General features: G+C 69.2%; 14 protein-coding genes. 11 read left to right on the forward strand and 3 right to left on the reverse strand.

Going from position 1 to position 17,345, the window contains the following annotated elements; all coding sequences use genetic code 11:
* The first annotated feature begins 14 nt into the window (after positions 1–14).
* From KF780_12850 to KF780_12865, 4 genes are all read left to right on the forward strand, one after another.
* Positions 15–3,260 carry a CusA/CzcA family heavy metal efflux RND transporter gene (locus KF780_12850; protein MBX3562686.1) on the forward strand — a complete coding sequence of 1,082 codons (3,246 nt, stop codon included), beginning with the start codon at positions 15–17 and terminating at the stop codon, positions 3,258–3,260.
* Positions 3,261–3,289: 29 nt separating this feature from the next.
* Positions 3,290–3,658 carry an STAS/SEC14 domain-containing protein gene (locus tag KF780_12855; GenBank protein MBX3562687.1) on the forward strand — a complete coding sequence of 123 codons (369 nt, stop codon included), beginning with the start codon at positions 3,290–3,292 and terminating at the stop codon, positions 3,656–3,658.
* Positions 3,655–4,551, forward strand: coding sequence for a cation transporter (locus KF780_12860; protein ID MBX3562688.1), 897 nt, complete (start codon positions 3,655–3,657; stop codon positions 4,549–4,551). Before KF780_12855 ends, KF780_12860 begins: the two co-directional genes overlap by 4 nt.
* A 226-nt stretch (positions 4,552–4,777) precedes the next feature.
* The gene (locus KF780_12865) at positions 4,778–5,389 is read left to right on the forward strand and encodes a ZIP family metal transporter (protein MBX3562689.1); all 612 of its coding nucleotides are present in this window, start codon (positions 4,778–4,780) and stop codon (positions 5,387–5,389) included.
* A 385-nt stretch (positions 5,390–5,774) separates the two neighbouring features.
* Here KF780_12865 and KF780_12870 read toward each other — a convergent pair whose 3' ends face one another.
* Positions 5,775–6,524: a LuxR family transcriptional regulator gene (locus KF780_12870; protein ID MBX3562690.1), complete on the reverse strand. Its 750-nt coding sequence runs from the start codon at positions 6,522–6,524 to the stop codon at positions 5,775–5,777.
* 230 nt (positions 6,525–6,754) lie between these two features.
* On the opposite strand from KF780_12870, the gene KF780_12875 reads away from it, so the two are divergent.
* The 7 genes from KF780_12875 (at position 6,755) to KF780_12905 (ending at position 12,688) form a co-directional block, all read left to right on the forward strand.
* Entirely contained in the window at positions 6,755–7,504 is a 750-nt protein-coding gene (locus tag KF780_12875) for a LuxR family transcriptional regulator (GenBank protein ID MBX3562691.1), read from the forward strand.
* Between the two features lie 76 nt (positions 7,505–7,580).
* The gene (locus tag KF780_12880) at positions 7,581–8,201 is read left to right on the forward strand and encodes an autoinducer synthase (protein ID MBX3562692.1); all 621 of its coding nucleotides are present in this window, start codon (positions 7,581–7,583) and stop codon (positions 8,199–8,201) included.
* 11 nt (positions 8,202–8,212) lie between these two features.
* Positions 8,213–9,109 (forward strand): phytanoyl-CoA dioxygenase family protein, encoded by an 897-nt coding sequence (locus tag KF780_12885; protein ID MBX3562693.1) that lies wholly within the window; start codon positions 8,213–8,215, stop codon positions 9,107–9,109.
* 31 nt (positions 9,110–9,140) lie between these two features.
* Positions 9,141–9,785 (forward strand): GntR family transcriptional regulator, encoded by a 645-nt coding sequence (locus KF780_12890; GenBank protein ID MBX3562694.1) that lies wholly within the window; start codon positions 9,141–9,143, stop codon positions 9,783–9,785.
* Positions 9,786–9,866: 81 nt separating this feature from the next.
* Positions 9,867–9,995, forward strand: a complete 129-nt coding sequence (locus tag KF780_12895; protein ID MBX3562695.1) for a benenodin family lasso peptide — start codon at positions 9,867–9,869, stop codon at positions 9,993–9,995.
* 321 nt (positions 9,996–10,316) lie between these two features.
* Positions 10,317–10,982, forward strand: coding sequence for a lasso peptide biosynthesis B2 protein (locus KF780_12900; GenBank protein ID MBX3562696.1), 666 nt, complete (start codon positions 10,317–10,319; stop codon positions 10,980–10,982).
* A complete protein-coding gene (locus KF780_12905; protein MBX3562697.1) occupies positions 10,979–12,688 on the forward strand; it encodes a hypothetical protein in 1,710 nt (569 codons plus the stop codon). Before KF780_12900 ends, KF780_12905 begins: the two co-directional genes overlap by 4 nt.
* Here KF780_12905 and KF780_12910 read toward each other — a convergent pair.
* The gene (locus KF780_12910; protein ID MBX3562698.1) at positions 12,674–14,713 is read right to left on the reverse strand and encodes an Atxe2 family lasso peptide isopeptidase; all 2,040 of its coding nucleotides are present in this window, start codon (positions 14,711–14,713) and stop codon (positions 12,674–12,676) included. The two genes, KF780_12905 and KF780_12910, sit on opposite strands and share 15 nt — an antisense overlap.
* On the reverse strand, positions 14,707–17,310 hold the full coding sequence (locus tag KF780_12915; GenBank protein ID MBX3562699.1) for a TonB-dependent receptor: 2,604 nt from the start codon (positions 17,308–17,310) through the stop codon (positions 14,707–14,709). The genes KF780_12910 and KF780_12915 overlap by 7 nt, the downstream gene beginning before the upstream one ends.
* Positions 17,311–17,345 lie beyond the last annotated feature (35 nt).

Consider the following 17,345-nt stretch of genomic DNA (forward strand, 5'->3'; position numbering starts at 1 on the left):
AGGATTTGCTTATCATGATCGACCGTCTGCTCGACGCCGCCGTCCGCTTCCGCTGGGCCGTGCTCTTCGCCACCCTCGCCGTCGCCGTTTATGGCGCGCTGCAGCTGTTCAGGCTGCCGATCGACGCCGTTCCCGACATCACCAACAAGCAGGTGCAGGTGAACGTCGCCGCCCCGCAATTCTCGCCCCTCGACATGGAGCGGCTGGTCACCTTCCCGATCGAGACGTCGCTCGCCGGCATTCCGGGCCTCGATCATACGCGCTCGATCTCGCGCAACGGCTTCACCCAGGTGACCGCCGTGTTCGACGAGAATGTCGACATCTATTTCGCGCGCCAGCAGGTCTCCGAGCGCCTGGCGCAGGCGGGCGAGAGCCTGCCCGAAGGCGTCCAGCCGCAAATGGGACCGGTCTCGACCGGGCTCGGCGAGGTGCTGATGTGGTCGGTCGATTATGACGCCGGCGCGCCGCGCGTCGCCGGCCGGCCGGGTCCGCAGCCGGACGGCTCCTATTTGACGCCGGAAGGGGAGCGGCTGACCGACGAGGTCTCCCGGCTCGCTTATCTGCGCACCATCCAGGACTGGGTCGTCCGCCCGCAATTGCGCACCGTCGAGGGCGTGGCCGGCGTCGATTCGATCGGCGGCTATGAAAAGCAGTTCGTCGTCCAGCCGGATCCTGGCCGCCTCGCCGCTTACGGCGTCTCCTTCTCCGAGCTGGCGCAGGCGCTCGAGCGCGCCAATCTGTCGGTCGGCGCCAATTTCGTGCAGCGCGGCGGCGAAGCCTTTCTCGTGCGCGCCGATGCCCGCATCCGCCACGCCGACGAGATCGGCCGGGCGACCATCGCCACGCGAAACGGCGTGCCGGTCACGGTCGCCGACGTCGCCATCGTCCGGGTCGGCGGCGAGCTACGGACCGGCGCCGCCTCGACCAACGGGCGCGAGATCGTCGTCGGCACCGCCTTGATGCTGGCTGGCGGCAACAGCCGGGTCGTCGCCCAAGCCGTGTCAGAGCGCCTTGCCGAGGTATCTCCCACGCTCCCGCCCGGGATCGAGGTCACCCCGCTCTACAATCGCTCGGCGCTGGTCGAGGCGACCATCGCCACGGTCGAGAAGAATCTCGTCGAAGGCGCCTTGCTCGTCATCGCGGCCTTGTTCTGGCTGCTCGGCAATATCCGCGCCGCGATCATCGCCGCGCTCGTCATCCCTTTGTCCTTCCTGATGATGGCGATCGGGATGAACCAATATGGGGTGTCGGGGAATCTGATGAGCCTCGGCGCGCTCGATTTCGGGCTCATCGTCGACGGCTCGATCATCATCATCGAGAATTGCCTGAGACGTCTCGCCGAGCGGCAGCATGAAGAAGGCCGCCTGCTCACCTTGAGCGAGCGGCTGCACGAGGTCTACGAAGCGTCGCGCGAGATGGTGCGTCCGACCATCTACGGCCAGGCGATCATCCTGCTCGTCTTCGCGCCCCTGCTCACCTTCACCGGCGTCGAAGGCAAGATGTTCACGCCGATGGCGATCACCGTCATGCTCGCTCTCGTCGGCGCCTTCATCCTCTCGCTCACCTTCGTGCCGGCGATGGTCGCGATCCTCATCCGCGGCAGGGTCGCTGAAAAGGAAGTTCGCGCGATCCGCTGGGTCAAGGAGCGATATGAGCCGCTGCTGGACCGGGTCATCGCCCGGCCGTGGCGGTGGATCGGCGCCGGCTTCGCGACCTTCGCGGCGGCAGGCCTGCTCTTCCTGACCCTGGGCCAGGAGTTCATCCCGCAGCTCGACGAGGGCGACCTTTCGGTTCAGGCGCTGCGCATCCCGTCGACGTCGCTCGAGCAGTCGCTCGACATGCAGCGCAGGATCGAGCGGGCGGTCTCCTCGCTTCCCGAAGTGGCCTTCGTCTACTCGAAGACCGGCACGGCCGAGGTCGCGACCGATCCGATGCCGCAGAACATCTCCGACGCGTTCGTGATCCTGCGTCCGCGCGACGAGTGGCCGTCCGGCGTGACCAGCAAGGATCAGGTCATCGAGCGGATCGAGGAGCGCATCCGCACGCTCACCGGCAACGCCTATGAGGTCAGCCAGCCGATCGAGATGCGCTTCAACGAGCTGATCGCCGGCGTGCGCGGCGACGTCGCGATCAAGATCTTCGGTGACGATCTGGAAGTCCTGGAGCGCGTCGCCGGACAGGTCTCCAGGGTGATCGGCGGCGTCGAGGGAACGGCCGACCTGCGCGTCGAGCAGACCGCCGGCTTTCCCACCCTCGACGTCGAGTTCAACCGGGACGCGATCTCGCGCTACGGCCTCACCGTGGAGGACGTCGCCGACACCGTCGCGTCCGCGCTCGGCGGACGCGAGGCCGGCCGCGTCTTCGAAGGCGACCGGCGGTTCGACATCGTCGTCCGGCTCGACAATGCCACGCGCGACAATCTCGAAGCGGTCGGCGCCCTGCCGGTCATGCTGCCCGACCGCGGCACCGGCCCGCGCCGCTCGGTTCCGCTGCGCGAGGTGGCGCAGTTCCAGATCTCGGAGGGCGTCAACCAGGTCAGCCGCGAGAACGGCCAGCGGCGGGTCGTCGTGCAGGCCAATGTGCGCGGCCGCGACCTCGGCTCGTTCGTGCGCGAAGCGCAGGCGCGCGTCGCCGAGCAGGTCCAGCTGCCGCCCGGCGTGTTCATCCAATGGGGCGGCCAATATGAGAATCTGCAGGCCGCCTCGGCCCGGCTGTCGATCGTCATTCCGGCGGTCTTCCTGCTGATCTTCGGCATCTTGTTCATGGCGCTTCGGGGCGTGGCGCCGGCCGCGGCGGTCTATTCCGCGGTCCCGCTCGGCCTTGCCGGCGGCGTCTTCGGACTCGCCCTGGCCGGTCTCAGCTTCTCGATCTCGGCGGCCGTCGGCTTCATCGTGCTCTCCGGCGTCACCGTGCTGAACGGCCTCGTCGTGATGACGGCCATCCGCCAGCGCATCGAGAGCGGCATGCCGGTCGACCGGTCGGTTCGGGAAGGCATGATGGAGCGGGTTCGGGCGGTTCTGATCACCGGGATCGTCCCCGCCGTCGGCTTCGTCCCGATGGCGATCGCCACCGGCCGCGGCGCCGAGGTTCAGAAGCCGCTGGCCGTCGTGGTCATCGCGGGCCTCGTCGTCGCCACCCTGCTCACCTTGTTCGTGCTGCCGGCGATCAGCCACCTGCTGCTGCACGTTCGAGGCAGGCGCCACGAGGTTGGCGAATATGGGGATGTAGATCGGCTCGGCAGCCCGTTGCCGGCCGAATGAAGGCGGGTGCGGCTGCAAAGAGATGAAGGATGCTGACCATCGACAGACGTGACGACGGGGTGCTGCGCATCCTGGCCGAGGGAAAGCTGACGGCCGACGACCTCGCGCGGTTCGAGCCGCGCTTCGAGGCTCTTGCCCGGAGCGGACCGACGCCGATGCTGATCGAGCTCGGCCCCGATTTTTCCGGGTGGACCCCGTGTGCGCTCTGGAGCGACCTGAGCTTCGATCGCCGCCACCGCAGCCAGTTCGGCCGTATCGCCATTGTCGGTGACAAAGGTTGGGAGAGGTGGGGAACGGAGCTGACCGATCCCCTGTTTCCAGGCGAGATGCGATTCTTCGACCGCGGTGCAAGCGATCAGGCGGAAGCGTGGCTGCGCGGCGCGGGAGGCCGGGCATGAGCGCCGGGCACGATCATGGCGCTCACGACATGAGCGATAGCCGCCTCCTCTGGGCGGTCGTCGTCAATGTCGGGCTGACCGTTGCCCAGATCATCGGCGGGATCGTTTCAGGATCCCTCGCGCTGATTGCCGATGCGCTGCACAATTTCAGCGACGCCGCCTCGCTCGGCCTAGCCCTGTTCGCGCGCAAGATCGGCAGACGTCCCGCCGACAAGCTGATGACCTTCGGATACGGGCGAGCCGAGATCGTCGCGGCACTGATCAACCTTACGACCCTGGTCATCATCGGGCTGTACTTGCTGATCGAGGCGGTGAGCCGCTATTTCGATCCACAGCCGGTCGAAGGCTGGACGGTCGTCATCGTCGCCGGCATCGCGCTGGCGATCGACGTCGCCACTGCCGTCCTCGTCCACAAGGGCACGAAGGGCAGCCTCAACATCAAGGCGGCCTTTCTCCACAATGTTTCGGATGCGCTCGCCTCCGTCGGCGTCATCATCGCCGGGACGCTGATCGTGCTTTACGGGCTCTACATCGCTGATCTGGTGATGACGGCGGCAATCGCCGCCTATGTGCTATACCAAGGCCTCTCCCTTCTCCCCAAAACGGTCAAGCTGCTGATGGATGCGGTTCCGGACGACGTGGAGTTCGACGCGATTCTGCGTCAGCTGGAGGCCGTCGAGGGGGTCGCCAGCGTTCACCACCTGCATATCTGGAACCTCGACGAGCATCGCCGGGCGCTCGAGGCCCATCTCGTTCCGGTCCACGCGACCATCGCCGAGTTCGAGCTGTTGAAGGCGCGAGTCCGGAAGCGGCTCCTGGAGCATCATTCGATCGAACATGCGACCCTGGAGCCGTGCGTGGCCGATGACGGCGGCGGCGCCGGCTGCGACTGACCCCTCCGGGCTCATCCCAGGAACCCCCTGGACGCGCCGTTGTTCGATCCCTGATAGCTGAGGAGAATCGAAGGTCCCGGAGCTGTTCCAGATCATCCTGCTGGCCCTGCTTCCGGCAGCGGGAAACTTCGCCGGCGGCCTCCTTGCCGAAGCGATCAGAACGACGCGCGCGAACCTGTCGCTGACACTGCATGCCGCCGCTGGAATCGTCCTCGGCGTCATCGCCATGGAGCTGGTGCCGCGAACCTTCGAAGGGCTCCCCCCCTGGGCCGCGGGGCTCGCAATTCTCGCCGGCGGCGGCGCGTTCCTGCTCCTCGACGCGTCGGTTGAAAAGCTCACCAGCCGAAGCACGAACAAGCCGAATCCGGAGCCTGTGCGGGCCGTGTCGAGATCGGCGGGCGCCTGGATGATCTATGCAGCCGTCTCGCTCGACCTGTTCAGCGACGGGCTGCTGATCGGTGCCGGCTCCTCGCTCTCGTTCGAGCTCGCGCTGGTTCTCGCCATCGGGCAGGTGACCGCGGATATTCCCGAGGGCTTCGCGGCGGTCGCCAACTTCAAGGACAAGGGCATGCCGCGATCGCGGCGACTGCTGATGTCGGCATCCTTCGCCGTGCCGATCCTGATCGCTGCACTGGCCTCGTGGCTCCTGCTGCGCGGCCAGGACGAAAGGGTGCAGCTGATCGTACTGGCATTCATCGCAGGGCTTCTGCTCGTCGCGGCAACCGAGGAAATCATGGGCGAGGCCCATGAAGCCGCGTGCGACACCAAGCGCTCGGTCATGGCCATCGTCGGCGGGTTCGTTCTGTTCGCATTGGTGTCGAGCTACTTCGAGGCCTGAGGAGCGGGCCGTTCCGCCCGACGAGGAAGGACCAGTCCGGTGCCGCCCGCCACAAGCCCGAGGCGTCCGGCAAGCTCAACCTCGGCCTCGATCTCCTGTGCCCGGCCGGCATCGCGCGTGTAGGTGTAAGCCGGGCCGGCGCTCCAGCGCACAGGACAGGCCAAGCCGCTCCTGCTCGAGGCGATGCGGGTCGGCGAGGGGGTGACCGGCCGCTCGACGGCGAAGGTCGGCTCGCAGCACAATCTCGCCTACACGCCGCTCGCCGAGAAGTTCGGGGGAAGACGACGCCAGACTCTATGCGGAGGCGAACCAGGCCGTCGATTCAAGCGCGTGCCTCCTTTCGCCGCGGCGCGCGCTCCCCGTCCCCGGCGCGCCGGCAACCCAGTCACCGACAGGGGGGAATCGCCTCGTCATAGCTGACCACCGCGTCCCTCAGCCCGCAGGCGACGAGTTGCGCGCGGCTGACCACGTCGTAAGCGGCACGCGCCCGCTTCACATAGTGATGGGCGGTCTCGACGCCGATCCCGAGAATCGCGGCAATCTCCCAGTCGGTCTTCCCGGCGGCGAGCAGCCGCACGCACTCCCGCTCGCGGCGGCTGAGATGCGGGCAGCGGCCGAGATCGGTGTAATGGTGGAGACGCCGCGCCGCCCGGAAGGCATGGGCGCCGATCTGCTCGGCGCAGAGCAGCCGCCGCACGGGCAATTCCGTGTCGGTTCGCACCGCGAACGAGCAGGAGCCGGCGGGCTCCCCCGGTATGTTGACCGGGACGGTGAAGCCGTCGCCTATGTCGAAGCGCTTCGCCCGTTCGAGCAGCTCGCGCTGCCGGTTGCCGATCGGGACGAGCTGCGGCAGCTCCGACCAGGCGAAGCCGATATTGGTTCGGACGCTGGCTTGATGGACCGGGTCGGCGCCGATCAGGCCGAGCTCGCCGAGCTCTGCCTCCCAGCCGGAGGGATAGGTGTCGAGCCGGATGAGCCGAGGCCTCGAGGATTCCAGGCTGGCATGGTGAAGCAGCGCGAAGAAATCGAAGCCGAGCTCGCGGGTCGCATCATCGAGCAGATGCTTAAGATCGCGGTCGGTTGCGCAGAGCGCCGCCCCGGCCTCGAAGACGTCGATCAGTCGGGAGAGGGCCACCCGCGCACCTTGGCCCCCCGCCGCGACGTGATGCAGAAAGGACAGCAAGCTCGATATAATCGCGAAATAACCGGTTGATCGATTGGCAACTTATCTGGAACAGCTAAAGTCGTCATGATCATCGGTGCCCCGGCGCCCGCTTGAGAACGGGTCGGTCGCGGCAAGGGAACGAGATCGGGGACAAAGGCGGCTTGGCGACGTCCCTCCGGTCCCGCCGTGTACGGGGCGTAATGGGAACGTTCGAACAAGCGGAGGCCTTTCTTCGCGACGTCAGCGCGACCAATACAGAGGTCGAGCTCTCCGATGCCCTCGAAATCGTCTCGCGGGAGCTCGGCTTCGCCTATTTCGCGCTCACCCACCATGTCGACATCCTGCGCGCCCCGCAGCCGGCGATCCGCCTGCACAACTATCCCGACGCCTGGGTCGAATATTATGACGCCCACAGCCTCGGCGTGTCGGACCCGGTCCACCGCGCGAGCCATATGACCAGCGTCGGCTTCGCCTGGTCCGAAATCCCCCGGATGATCGCGCTGACGCCGCGCGACCATGAGATCCTCGCGCGCGGCGAGGCGCAGGGGATCGGAGACGGCTTCACCGTCCCCGCCAATGTGCCCGGCGAGACCCACGGCTCCTGCTCCTTCGCCAATCCGAGGGGAAGGACGCTGCGCGAGGAGGATCTCCCCGTCGCCCAGCTCGTCGGCGCGTTCGCGTTCGAGGCGGCGCGGCGCCTGTGGCGGGTGCGCACGCCGGTCACGGCGCCGCGGCCCAGTCTGACCGACCGCCAGCGCGAATGCATATTGTGGGTCGCGCGCGGCAAGTCGGACTGGGAGATCAGCCGCATCCTCGGCATCCAGCACGAGACGGTCGTGCGCCATCTCAAGCTGGCCCGTGAGCGTTATGGGGTTCCGAAGAGGGCAATGCTGGCGGTCCACGCGCTGTTCGATGGATCGATCAGCTTCACCGACGTCCTGAAGCGCTGACAATGCCCATTTCTGGGAATGGCGCCCGGCACCCCGCCGGCGCCAGTTCGGCCATGTCATCCAGCCGGAGAAAGACATGGTCACCCTTGCCGAACGTACTTCCGATCCCTCGGGACAACCGCCGCTTCGCCCCATGTTCGAGGCCCGCAAGCGGGTCTTCGTGGACCTTCTCAAATGGGACGTGCCTGTCCTCGAAGGCCGCTTCGAGGTCGACCGGTTCGACGACGAGCATGCCGCCTATCTGATCGTCGCCTGCGGCGACGGAGGCCATGCCGCGTCCGCCCGGCTGCTCGGTACGACCCGCCCGCACATCCTCGACACCCTGTTCCCGGAGCTTTGCGCGGCGCCCCCGCCGCGCGGCGACGACGTGCTGGAGATCACGCGCTTCTGCCTCGATCGCGGCCAAAGCGCCGCCGAGCGGCTTGAGGCGCGCAACATCCTCGTCTCGGCGCTCGTGCGCTACGCGCTCGAACATTCGATCGCCACCTATACCGGCGTCGCCGAGATGGGCTGGCTGCAGCAGATCCTCGCCTTCGGCTGGCGCTGCCGACCGCTCGGCCTGCCGCGCCTCGTCGAGGGCAAGCTGCTGGGCGCGCTCAGGATCGACATCTCGCCGGAGACGCCGGACCTGCTCGCGGCGAACGGCATTTGGCGGCCCGCCCGGCTCGAGCCGCTCCGTCTTCTCCAGGCAGCCTGAAGGAAAAGCCGATGCGACTCTCCAACACGCCGCAGCTCGAGGCCGCGATCGACCGCTGGACCGAGCGCCTGCTCGCCGACGGCTATTGCATCATCCCGGACCTGCTGCCTGCCACGGCGATCGCCGCGCTCGACGCCGATCTCGCCGGGGATTTCGAGGCCACGCCGTTCTGCGAAGGTCGCTTCTACGGCGAGCGCACGAAACGCTTCGGACGCCTGCTCGCGCGCTCATCCTTCGCGGCCGTGCTCGTCCAGCACGATCTCGTGCTCGGCATCGTCGAGCGCGTCCTCTCGCCCTGGTGCGACACGATCCAGCTGAACCTCACCCAGGCGATCGCCGTTCATCCCGGCGCGCTCGCCCAGATGCCGCACCGAGACCAGGACATGTGGCGCGGCCCGGCCGGCGAGGTCGAGTATCTCGTCAACGTGATGTGGCCGTTCACGCCCTATACGCGCGAGAATGGCGCCACCCGCGTCTGGCCGGAAAGCCACGGGCCGCGCGCCCTGCTCCCCGAGCCGCCGGCCGGCGAGGAGGTCCCTGAATATGGTCCCGGCTCGGCGCTCCTCATGCTCGGCTCGACCCTGCACGCGGCGGGCGCGAACCGAAGCCGCCAAGTGCGGCGAGGCATGATCGCGGGCTACAGCCTTGGCTGGCTCAAGACCTACGAGAACCAGTTCCTCGCTTATCCGCCCGAAATCGCCCGCGCCTTCCCGCCCGAGCTCGCCGCGCTCGTCGGCTACCGCCAGCACCGCCCCAATCTCGGCAATTTCGAAGGCCAGTGCCCGTCCGTTCTGCTGCGGCGAGACCCGCCCGCACGGCTCGCGGCGATCGACGCGCTGCGGCCGGAACAGGTCGAGGCGGTGGACGCGCATGCCGCCCAGCAAAGCGTGCCGCCGATCGCCGCATGACGGATCCGCCGCCTCCGGGCCCGGAGGCCGGATGAACCCCGGCCCCACTTTCGACCGGGTCTATCTCGCTCTCAAGGAGCAGCTCCTGAGCGGCGCCTTCGTCCCGGGCGCCCATCTCGAGCCGGTCGCGATCGGCGAGCACCTCAATGCCAGCATCACCCCGGTTCGCGATGCGCTCCACCGGCTCGTCGGCGAGAGAATCGTCGAGGCGCCCCGCCACAACGGTTTCCGGGTTCCGGCGCCGACCGAGGCCGAGCTTCGCGATCTCTACGGATGGAACGCCGAGCTGCTCGGCCTCGCCTTGCGCGGGGCCTGCGGCCGCATGCGCGCGGACCGGGCGCACGGACGCGCCGCGACGGTATCGGCGAGCGACCTCACCGCGTGGCATGCCGCCGACCTGTTCCGCTTTGTGGCGCGTCGGCACGGCAATCCCGAGCTCGAGGCGGCGGTCGAGAATATGAGCGACAGGCTGGCGCCTCTCCGGCTCGCCGAGCGCGCGGTGTTCGCGGATTTCGAGGACGAGATCCTCGTGCTGCGCAGCCTCGTCGCGGCCTGGGAGGCCGGCGCCCTGCGCCGCGAGGTCGCCGCCTATCACCGGCGCCGCCAGCGCCAGGTCCCCGAGCTGCTGCTCGCCTGGCGCCACCTCCCGGGCATGCCTGAAACAACGATCAAATAGCCGGCATATTTGCTTCGGGTTCGGACCAGCGGAACCTAGCCTGGGGAGGCCGCGACTCTGCGCGGCGCAAGGAGAAGAGCCATGGAACGCGAAGACAGCGCGCCGGCGATCGTCGATCTCGGCACCGCCAGCCATGTGACCCAGGGCGGTCTCGGCGACATGATCGAGCCGACCGGCCTCTGGCACAAGGCGGGCATCAGCGACGAGTGACCGTCCGCCCCGGCGCGGCGGTCGCACGCCGCCGCGCCGGATGTCCCCGCGGCCAAACAATCGAATTATAGCCGCTGAATAAGCTTCGTGCCCCCGGCCCCGGCCTCCATCCTTCCCCCGCCGCAACTGGTGCGGCTGAAGGAGAAAGCCATGGAACGCGATCAGACAATCGAGCTCGTCGAGCTGGGCACCGCCAGCCTCGACACGCATGGGGCGTTGATCGGGCGCGACCCGGAGACGGTCGGCTTCTATCCGCTCGCGATCAGCGACGAATGAGCGCTGGGCGCGCGGGGAGCGCCGGCTTCCCGCGCGCCGCCGGGCATGGCCTACCTCGCGCTGCAACCCCATGTCGGCTACGCGTTGGTCGACGATCGTCCGGTCTTCCTCGACATTCGCCGCGACCGCTATTTCGCGCTCGACGGCGCCGCCGAGCGGGGATTTCTCGCCGCGCGCCGGTCGAACGGCCGGATCGATCCCCACGCCGAGCCGGCCCGGCGGCTGATCGCGACCGGACTGTTTTCGTTCGAGCCGGAGCCGGGCCCCCTCCCGGCCCCCACGATCGGGCGGCCCGAACGGGGCCTTTCGGGCGACCTGCCCCTTTCACGCCTGCGCGGCGCCGACCTTCTTTCGATCTGGCTGCTGCTCGCCCGCGCCCGGCGACAGGTCAGAGCCGAGCCCCTCGAACATGTGCTCGAGCTGCGGCGAGCGCGCCGCGTTTCGAATGAGCGGAAAGACGCACGCGACGTCGAGGCGCTCTGCGCCCGCTTCCGCCGCGCGCGCGCGCTGGTGCCGGTCAGACCCACCTGCCTTCAGGATTCGCTCGCGCTGCGCGACTGGCTGGCCGCCCGCGACGCCTCTGCGGCCATCGTCTTCGGGGTGAAGCTCGATCCGTTCGCGGCCCATTGCTGGCTCCAGTCCGGCGATACCGTCCTCAACGACGCGCCGGACAAGGTCCGCGAGTTCACCCCGATCCTCGTCGTGCCGTGAAGCTTCGCTTCCTCGCCGCCGCCGGCCATCCGGAGGATCGGCTTCGCCTCGAGCGAGCCGCCGGGCTCGGCGCCGGGGACGGCCTCGTCAGGGCGCAAGAAAGCAGGATGCTGAGCCTCTGGACCCCGTCCGGAACGCCGACGATCAGCGGTGAGGAGGGCAACCGCGCCCTCGTCGGCCTGCTGTTCGATCGGGCGAGCGCGAATCGCCTCACGCAGCTTCCCGTCGTCAATGACGATCCCGCGCGCTTCGTCCGCGACCATTGGGGCGCCTATGCGATGTTCGCCGACCGCGCCGGCGGTCACAGCGCGCTGCGCGATCCCTCGGGCTCGGTTCCCATCTATTACGGACCGGCCGGCGCCCTCGACATCTATGCCTCCGACGCCGACCTGCTGCTGCGCGCGCTGCCCAATCCCCCACGGCCGGACCTCGACTTCATCCGCCACTGGCTGAGCTTCCCGTTCCTGAGGTCGCACCGCACCGGGATAGACGGCGTGCGCGAACTGCTGCCGGGAATGTGGCGACGCCGCGACGATGCCGGCGAGCGGCTGGTCGAGGCCTGGTCGCCCTTCGCCTTCGCGCGCGCCGATTCCGCCATTTGCGGATTCGACGAGGCGGCCGCGCGGCTCCGCGAGGACGCGCTGCGGACAATCCCGCTCCTCGTGCCGCCGGGCGAGGAGACCCTGCTCCAACTCTCGGGCGGCCTCGATTCCTCGATCGTCGCCGCCGCGCTCCGTCATGCCGGCGCGCCGTTCAGGGCGGTCAACTTCGCGACGCGGAGCGCGGATGGCGACGAGCGGGACTATGCCCGCGCGGTCGCCTCGCATTGCCGGGTCGAGCTCGCAGAGATGGTGGAGGGCCGGGCCGCGCCCGATCTCGGCGGCTCCATCGCGGGACCGCTGCGGCCGCCGCCCAACCCGCTGCTCCAGCCGGTGCACCGCGCATCGCGGCTGCACTTCGCGGCGACCGGGCCCGGCCTCGTGCTCGACGGGGCCGGCGGCGACAATGTGTTCGCCTGGCTGAACACGCCCGTCCCGGCGCTCGACGCGCTGCGGCGCAAGGGTCCCGCTACGGCGCTCGCGGCACTGCGCGATGTCGCCGAGCTGCACGGCTGCACCGTCTGGACCGCGGCGCGCCTCGCTGTGCGCAAGGCCTTGCGCGGCCATGGCAGGCGCTGGCGGTCGGACACGAGCTTTCTTGCCGAAGGAGCGGTCATGGTCGACCCGGATCTCCATCCCTGGCTTCAGCCGCCGCCCGGCATCGTTCAGGGGAAGGCCGATCATGTGCGGATGATCGTCGGCATCCATCATTTCCTGTTCGACCCCTGGCCGGGCGCGCCCGCCGTGCTTCACCCTTTGCTCGCCCAGCCGCTCCTCGAGACCTGCTTGCGGATCCCGACCTGGCTGTGGGTCCAAGACGGGCGCGACCGCGCCGTCGCTCGGGCCGCGTTCGCCGACCTGCTTCCGGAGAGGATAATCGAGCGGCGCGGCAAGGGACGCCTCGAGACCATGTTCCTCAAGGGCTATCGCGCGCTACGGCCGCGGCTCGAGGCCTTCCTGCTCGATGGCGGCCTCGCCGCCCGCGGGATCATCGACCGCGAGGCCGTCGGCGCCTTCCTCCGCTCGGAGCAGCCGCCCGAAGGACGCCATATTCGCCTGCTCGAGATCGTCGCGGCCGAGCAGTGGCTGCGCTCATTCGCTAGTTGAGCCGACCCGGCGGCGGCGCAGCTCGTCCCAGCGCCGATATTGGGCCGCCCTGGCCGGGTCGGTATCGACATGATCCTGCAGCCAATAGCGGAACCAATCGAGATTGCGACGGTAGACCGCGAGCCGGTGGCGGGGCTGCATCTTGACATGGCCCTCGTCGGGGAAGGCGTACATCTCGACCGGCGTCGTCGTGTTGCTCAAGCGCGCATGGAGCTCGGCGGCGCTTCTTATTTCCTGCTCGGGAAACTGCATGAGGAGAGGCGCGCGGATTCGGTCGGCGTTGAGCGCGGGCGAGATCAGCCGCCAGCGCTCCCGGTCTTCGTCCGGCGCGCCGACCTGCATGAACTCGCGCATCACGCGCCGATTGTCGCGGCCCCGGAGCGCGCCCGCCCACCACGCCGCGGGCTCATATTGGGGCGAGGCAATCGCTGCCGCGGCAAGCAGGTCGGAATTGACCGCGACCCACATCGTCGCCTCGCTGCCCGCGCTGAACCCGCCCATGCCGATGTGCGACCGGTCGATCAGCCCCCGGCGACCGAGCAGGTCGACCAGCGCCTCCACGCTGGCGAGCGCGGCGCGGTAGCGGTCGACCCCGTCGCCCCATTGTCGGAACGGCACGACATTGAGGCAGGCGACGACGAAGCCCGCCTGCGCCATCGGCGCAAGCGGGAATTCGTCGCCGGTGCCGCCGCGCAGAAAGCCGGGGCAGTAATAATAAGTGACGAACAGGGGCGCGCGCCTCGGCGCCGGTCCCGGCGGGAGCAGCAGGGTTCCCGTCGCCGTCCGGCCGTCGGCGAGGGACCATTCGAGATGCTCGACCCGCGGCGAGTCCCCGGCCCGCAGCGCCCCATTGGGATCGAACAGGACGACGCGGCCTCCGCCGTCCAACTCGAACCGTTCCAGCCGCGGCGGCGATACCGCGCCGGCCGCGACGCAAACGGCATGGTCGCGCGTCACCGCGCACGGCAGATGAGGCTGACGTCCGCCGGCGAGCTGGCCCTGGCCGCCGCCGACCCGCCGCACCCGGCCCGAGGCCGGATCGAACAGGAAGAGCGACTGCCGGAAATGGCGGTCCTGGCGCGTGAACAGCAGTTGGTCACGGCCGGGACGCCAGACGAGCGCAACGATGCGCCCCGAGCGGCACTGGGAAGCGGTGCAGACGATCGTCCTGCCCGAGCGGCGCCGCACTTCGAGCCGGTCGGCATCGGCGCCCGATACGCTTGCGACGTCGCCGCGCTCCGAGGTCGCGGCTGGGCCGCCGTTCCCGCGCGCCGCGCCCAGGGTCTCGACCTCGGGCGGCGGCAACGGCTCGGCACCGAGCTCCTCGAGCGTGCGCATGTCGAGCCGGTGGCGTGTGCGCGGCGCCCGCCACAGCAGGCCGTCGCGCTGATACCAGCGCCCCACCAGCCGCTGGCTCGCGAGCCGGCCATGCACGAAGCCGCCGCGGAACAGATCCTGGTTGGGATCGACGGTCTCGTCGATCAGGATGCCCGACTCATATTCGGCGGTTTCGGCCTCGAGGATCTGGGCGCGGGTCGGCCCGGTGACATAGGTAAGCTCGGAGCCGTCCCGCCCGGGCCCGATCCGCTCGACGTCTGCTTCGCCGCCGACCACGAGCCGGCTCTCCGACCCGTCCGCGGCCGAGCGCCATATCCCGATCGCCCCGTCCGACAGCAAGCGATGGAAGATGAATCGGGAGTCCGGCGACCAGACCGGCGCGTCTGTCTCCAGCGCCCCGTTATGGTTGATCGCCTCGCCCGACGCGACCCGGGCGACGCGGCCGGAGCGGATGTCGGCCACGTACCATAGGCTCGCATGGCCGTTCGTCTCGATCGATGGCCGCTGGACCTGGAAGGCGACCCGCCGGCCGTCGGACGAAGCCGCCAGCGACTCGATGTCGGCGACCTCGACCAGTTCGGCGAGCGCGACGCTTGTCTCCTCGCGGGGCTGGGCGATGACGGTCTGCGCGGCGAGGAGCAGGACAGCGCCGATCCATACGGCCGGTCCCGGCCGCCGCCTCACCATGTCCTGCGGACCTGCAGCGAAAGGAAGCGGCCCCGCGCCGACGCGTTCACCGGGTCGTAGCCGAGGCCGGTCGTGCTTCCCGGATCGGGCACCAGCCGGGGCGGATCGTTGTCGAGCAGATTCTCGACGAACAGCGCCACCCGCGTTCCCCGCAGCCAGGAATCGTCCTCGCGCGGAACGGTCCAGGAGAGGCTGAGGTCGAACGTCGTATGCGCCGCCACCGGCCGCGGGACGACCGCCCGGTCATCGAGATAGGAATCGGTATGGTTGACGAACAGGCTTGCCGCCCACCGTTCCCGGCTCCAGCCGATCCCGCCGCGCGCGCGCCAGTCGAGCGGCCGGTAGGGCCGGTCGACCGACCGGATCACCGGACTGCCGGGCGTCAACTGGTCGTCGAACGCGATGATGTGATTGACGTTGGCGTCGATCCAGAACTCGCTTCCGCCCGCCGCGAAGGCATAATGAAGCCCGAGATCGAATCCCCGCGTCCGTGTCAGCGCCGTGTTGTTGACGCGCCCGTCGAGGACGACGTCCACGTCGGACGGCGTCGCGCCGCCGTTCGAGAAGCCGGGCCCGGTGGCATCGAGCACCGTCTGCGCCCCGGCGACGAGCGCGGTGAGCTCGGCGACATCGGGCGACAGGTCGACGATCGAATCGAAGGCAGGATTGCCGATCACCGTGACTCGCGTGATCGGCAGCGCGATCCGGTCGGAGAAACGGATCGAATAATAGTTGAAGCGTAACGACAAGCCCGGAACGAAGGCCGGCGACCAGTCGCCGCCGACCGACCAGTTGCGCGACGTCTCCGGCCGCACCGCCGGGTTGCTGCCCTGCAGGAACAAAGCGATGCTGCCGGGCGGGGCCTTGGTGGGATCGGCATAAAGGAAGAAGGCCGGCAGGTAGAAGGCCGTATAGGCGCCGGTCACCTCCGAGAGCAGCGGCGCGCGGAACGAGCTGCTGTATGAGCCGCGCAGGTCGAGGCCGGGCAGCGGCGACCAGAGCAGGCCGAGCTTGGGGTCGAAGTTGGAGCCGGTCCGGCTGTAGCGGTCGTAGCGTCCGGCGAGCGAGAGCTGCAGCCGTTCGAGGCCCGGCCGGCGATTGAGCCGCGAGAAGAGAGGGACCAGCAGCTCAGCGAAGGCCGACTGCACGTCGCGCCGGCCGGCGCGGACGACCTCGGCGATCGAGGAGGAGCGGAAGGCGTCGCGATATTCCTCCCACCGGGCCTGCGCGCCGAGCGCGAGCCGCACCGGGCCGGCCGGAAGGTCGAACAGGCTCCCGTCGGCCCGGAGGCCGGTTTCGAGGATGGCGTTGCGCACGTCGCGCGCGTTGACGAGCTCGATGCCGCCCGGCTGCGTCTGGCGCTGCGAGGTGTCCGAGACGGCGTAATTGCCGTCGAGCCGGAACAGCCAGCCGCCGAGCGCGTAGCTCAGCTCGCCAGACAGGCCGAACGATTCCGCCTGCGCGTCGACGCCGACCGGGAGCGGCGAGATCGATTGGAAGAGCGTGCGTTCGGTATCGCGATGCGCATAGCTGCCGCTCAGCGTTGCGCGAAATCCCGGCGCGAGCTCCTGCTCCAGCGCGCCGAGCACGCTGTGTCGGCGCTCGCGCGGGAGCAGGAAGGTTCCCGGCCGCAGGCCTATCGTGAAGTCGCGTTCGCCGGCGAGCACCTCGTTCTCGAGGCGGTACTCATAGGAGAGCATGGCATTGCCGCCGCCCCACTCGCGTCCAAGCGCCTGCGCGAGCTGAAGCTGCTCGCTCCCGCCGCGCGTCGTCGTCCCCGCCTGGACCGCGCTCTCCAGCCCGTCGAAATCGTCGCGGAGGATGAAGTTGACCACGCCGCCCACCGCGTCCGAGCCGTAGATCGCCGACGCGCCGTCGGTGAGGATCTCGACGCGCTCGACCGCGCTGATCGGAATGAGCGAGACGTCGACGAAATTGCCGAAGCTGCTCGGCGCGAGCCTGCGCCCGTTGACCAGCACGAGCGTGGCGCGCTGGCCGAGCCCGCGCAGGTTGAGGCCCGCGCCATGATCGGTGACGTCCTGGTCGGGACGGAAGATGTTCGAATTCTCCTTGTTGACCCCGCTTTGCGTGTTCTGCGGGACGGTGCGCATCAGCTGGTCGATCGAGGTCGCGCCCGTCCGGTCGATCTCCCGGCGCGTGATGACGATGACGGGCGAGGTCGGCTGGGCCCCCCTCAGATTGGTGCCGGTCACCACGATCGCCTGGGACTGCGCGGAATCCGCCGGCGGACCCGGGGTTCCGCCGTTCTCCGCGACCGGCGCCGATATGACGAGCGCATCGCCGACGAACGCCACCCGAAGGCCGCTGCCCTGGAGCAGCAGCTCGACCGCCTGACGCGCGCCGTACCGCCCGCGAAGCGGCGGCGCGCGCCGCCCGGCGACGAGCCGGCTCGGGGCGATCACGCTCGTGCCCGAGCGGACCGAGACCTCGCGCAGCGAGCGCGCAAGCTCCTGCGCGGGAAGCGCATAATCGGCTTCCTGCGCGGGCTGCGCCTGCGCGGGAAGCGCGCACAACATGGTGGTGATGGCGGTCGCGCCCAGCCAGTGGGCCGCCCGATCGTATCGATGGCCGAACATCCTTCCCCCTTGTCGCCGGCGCATCTGGGAATGCG

The organism is Sphingomonas sp., assembly GCA_019635535.1.
Classification (GTDB): domain Bacteria; phylum Pseudomonadota; class Alphaproteobacteria; order Sphingomonadales; family Sphingomonadaceae; genus Allosphingosinicella.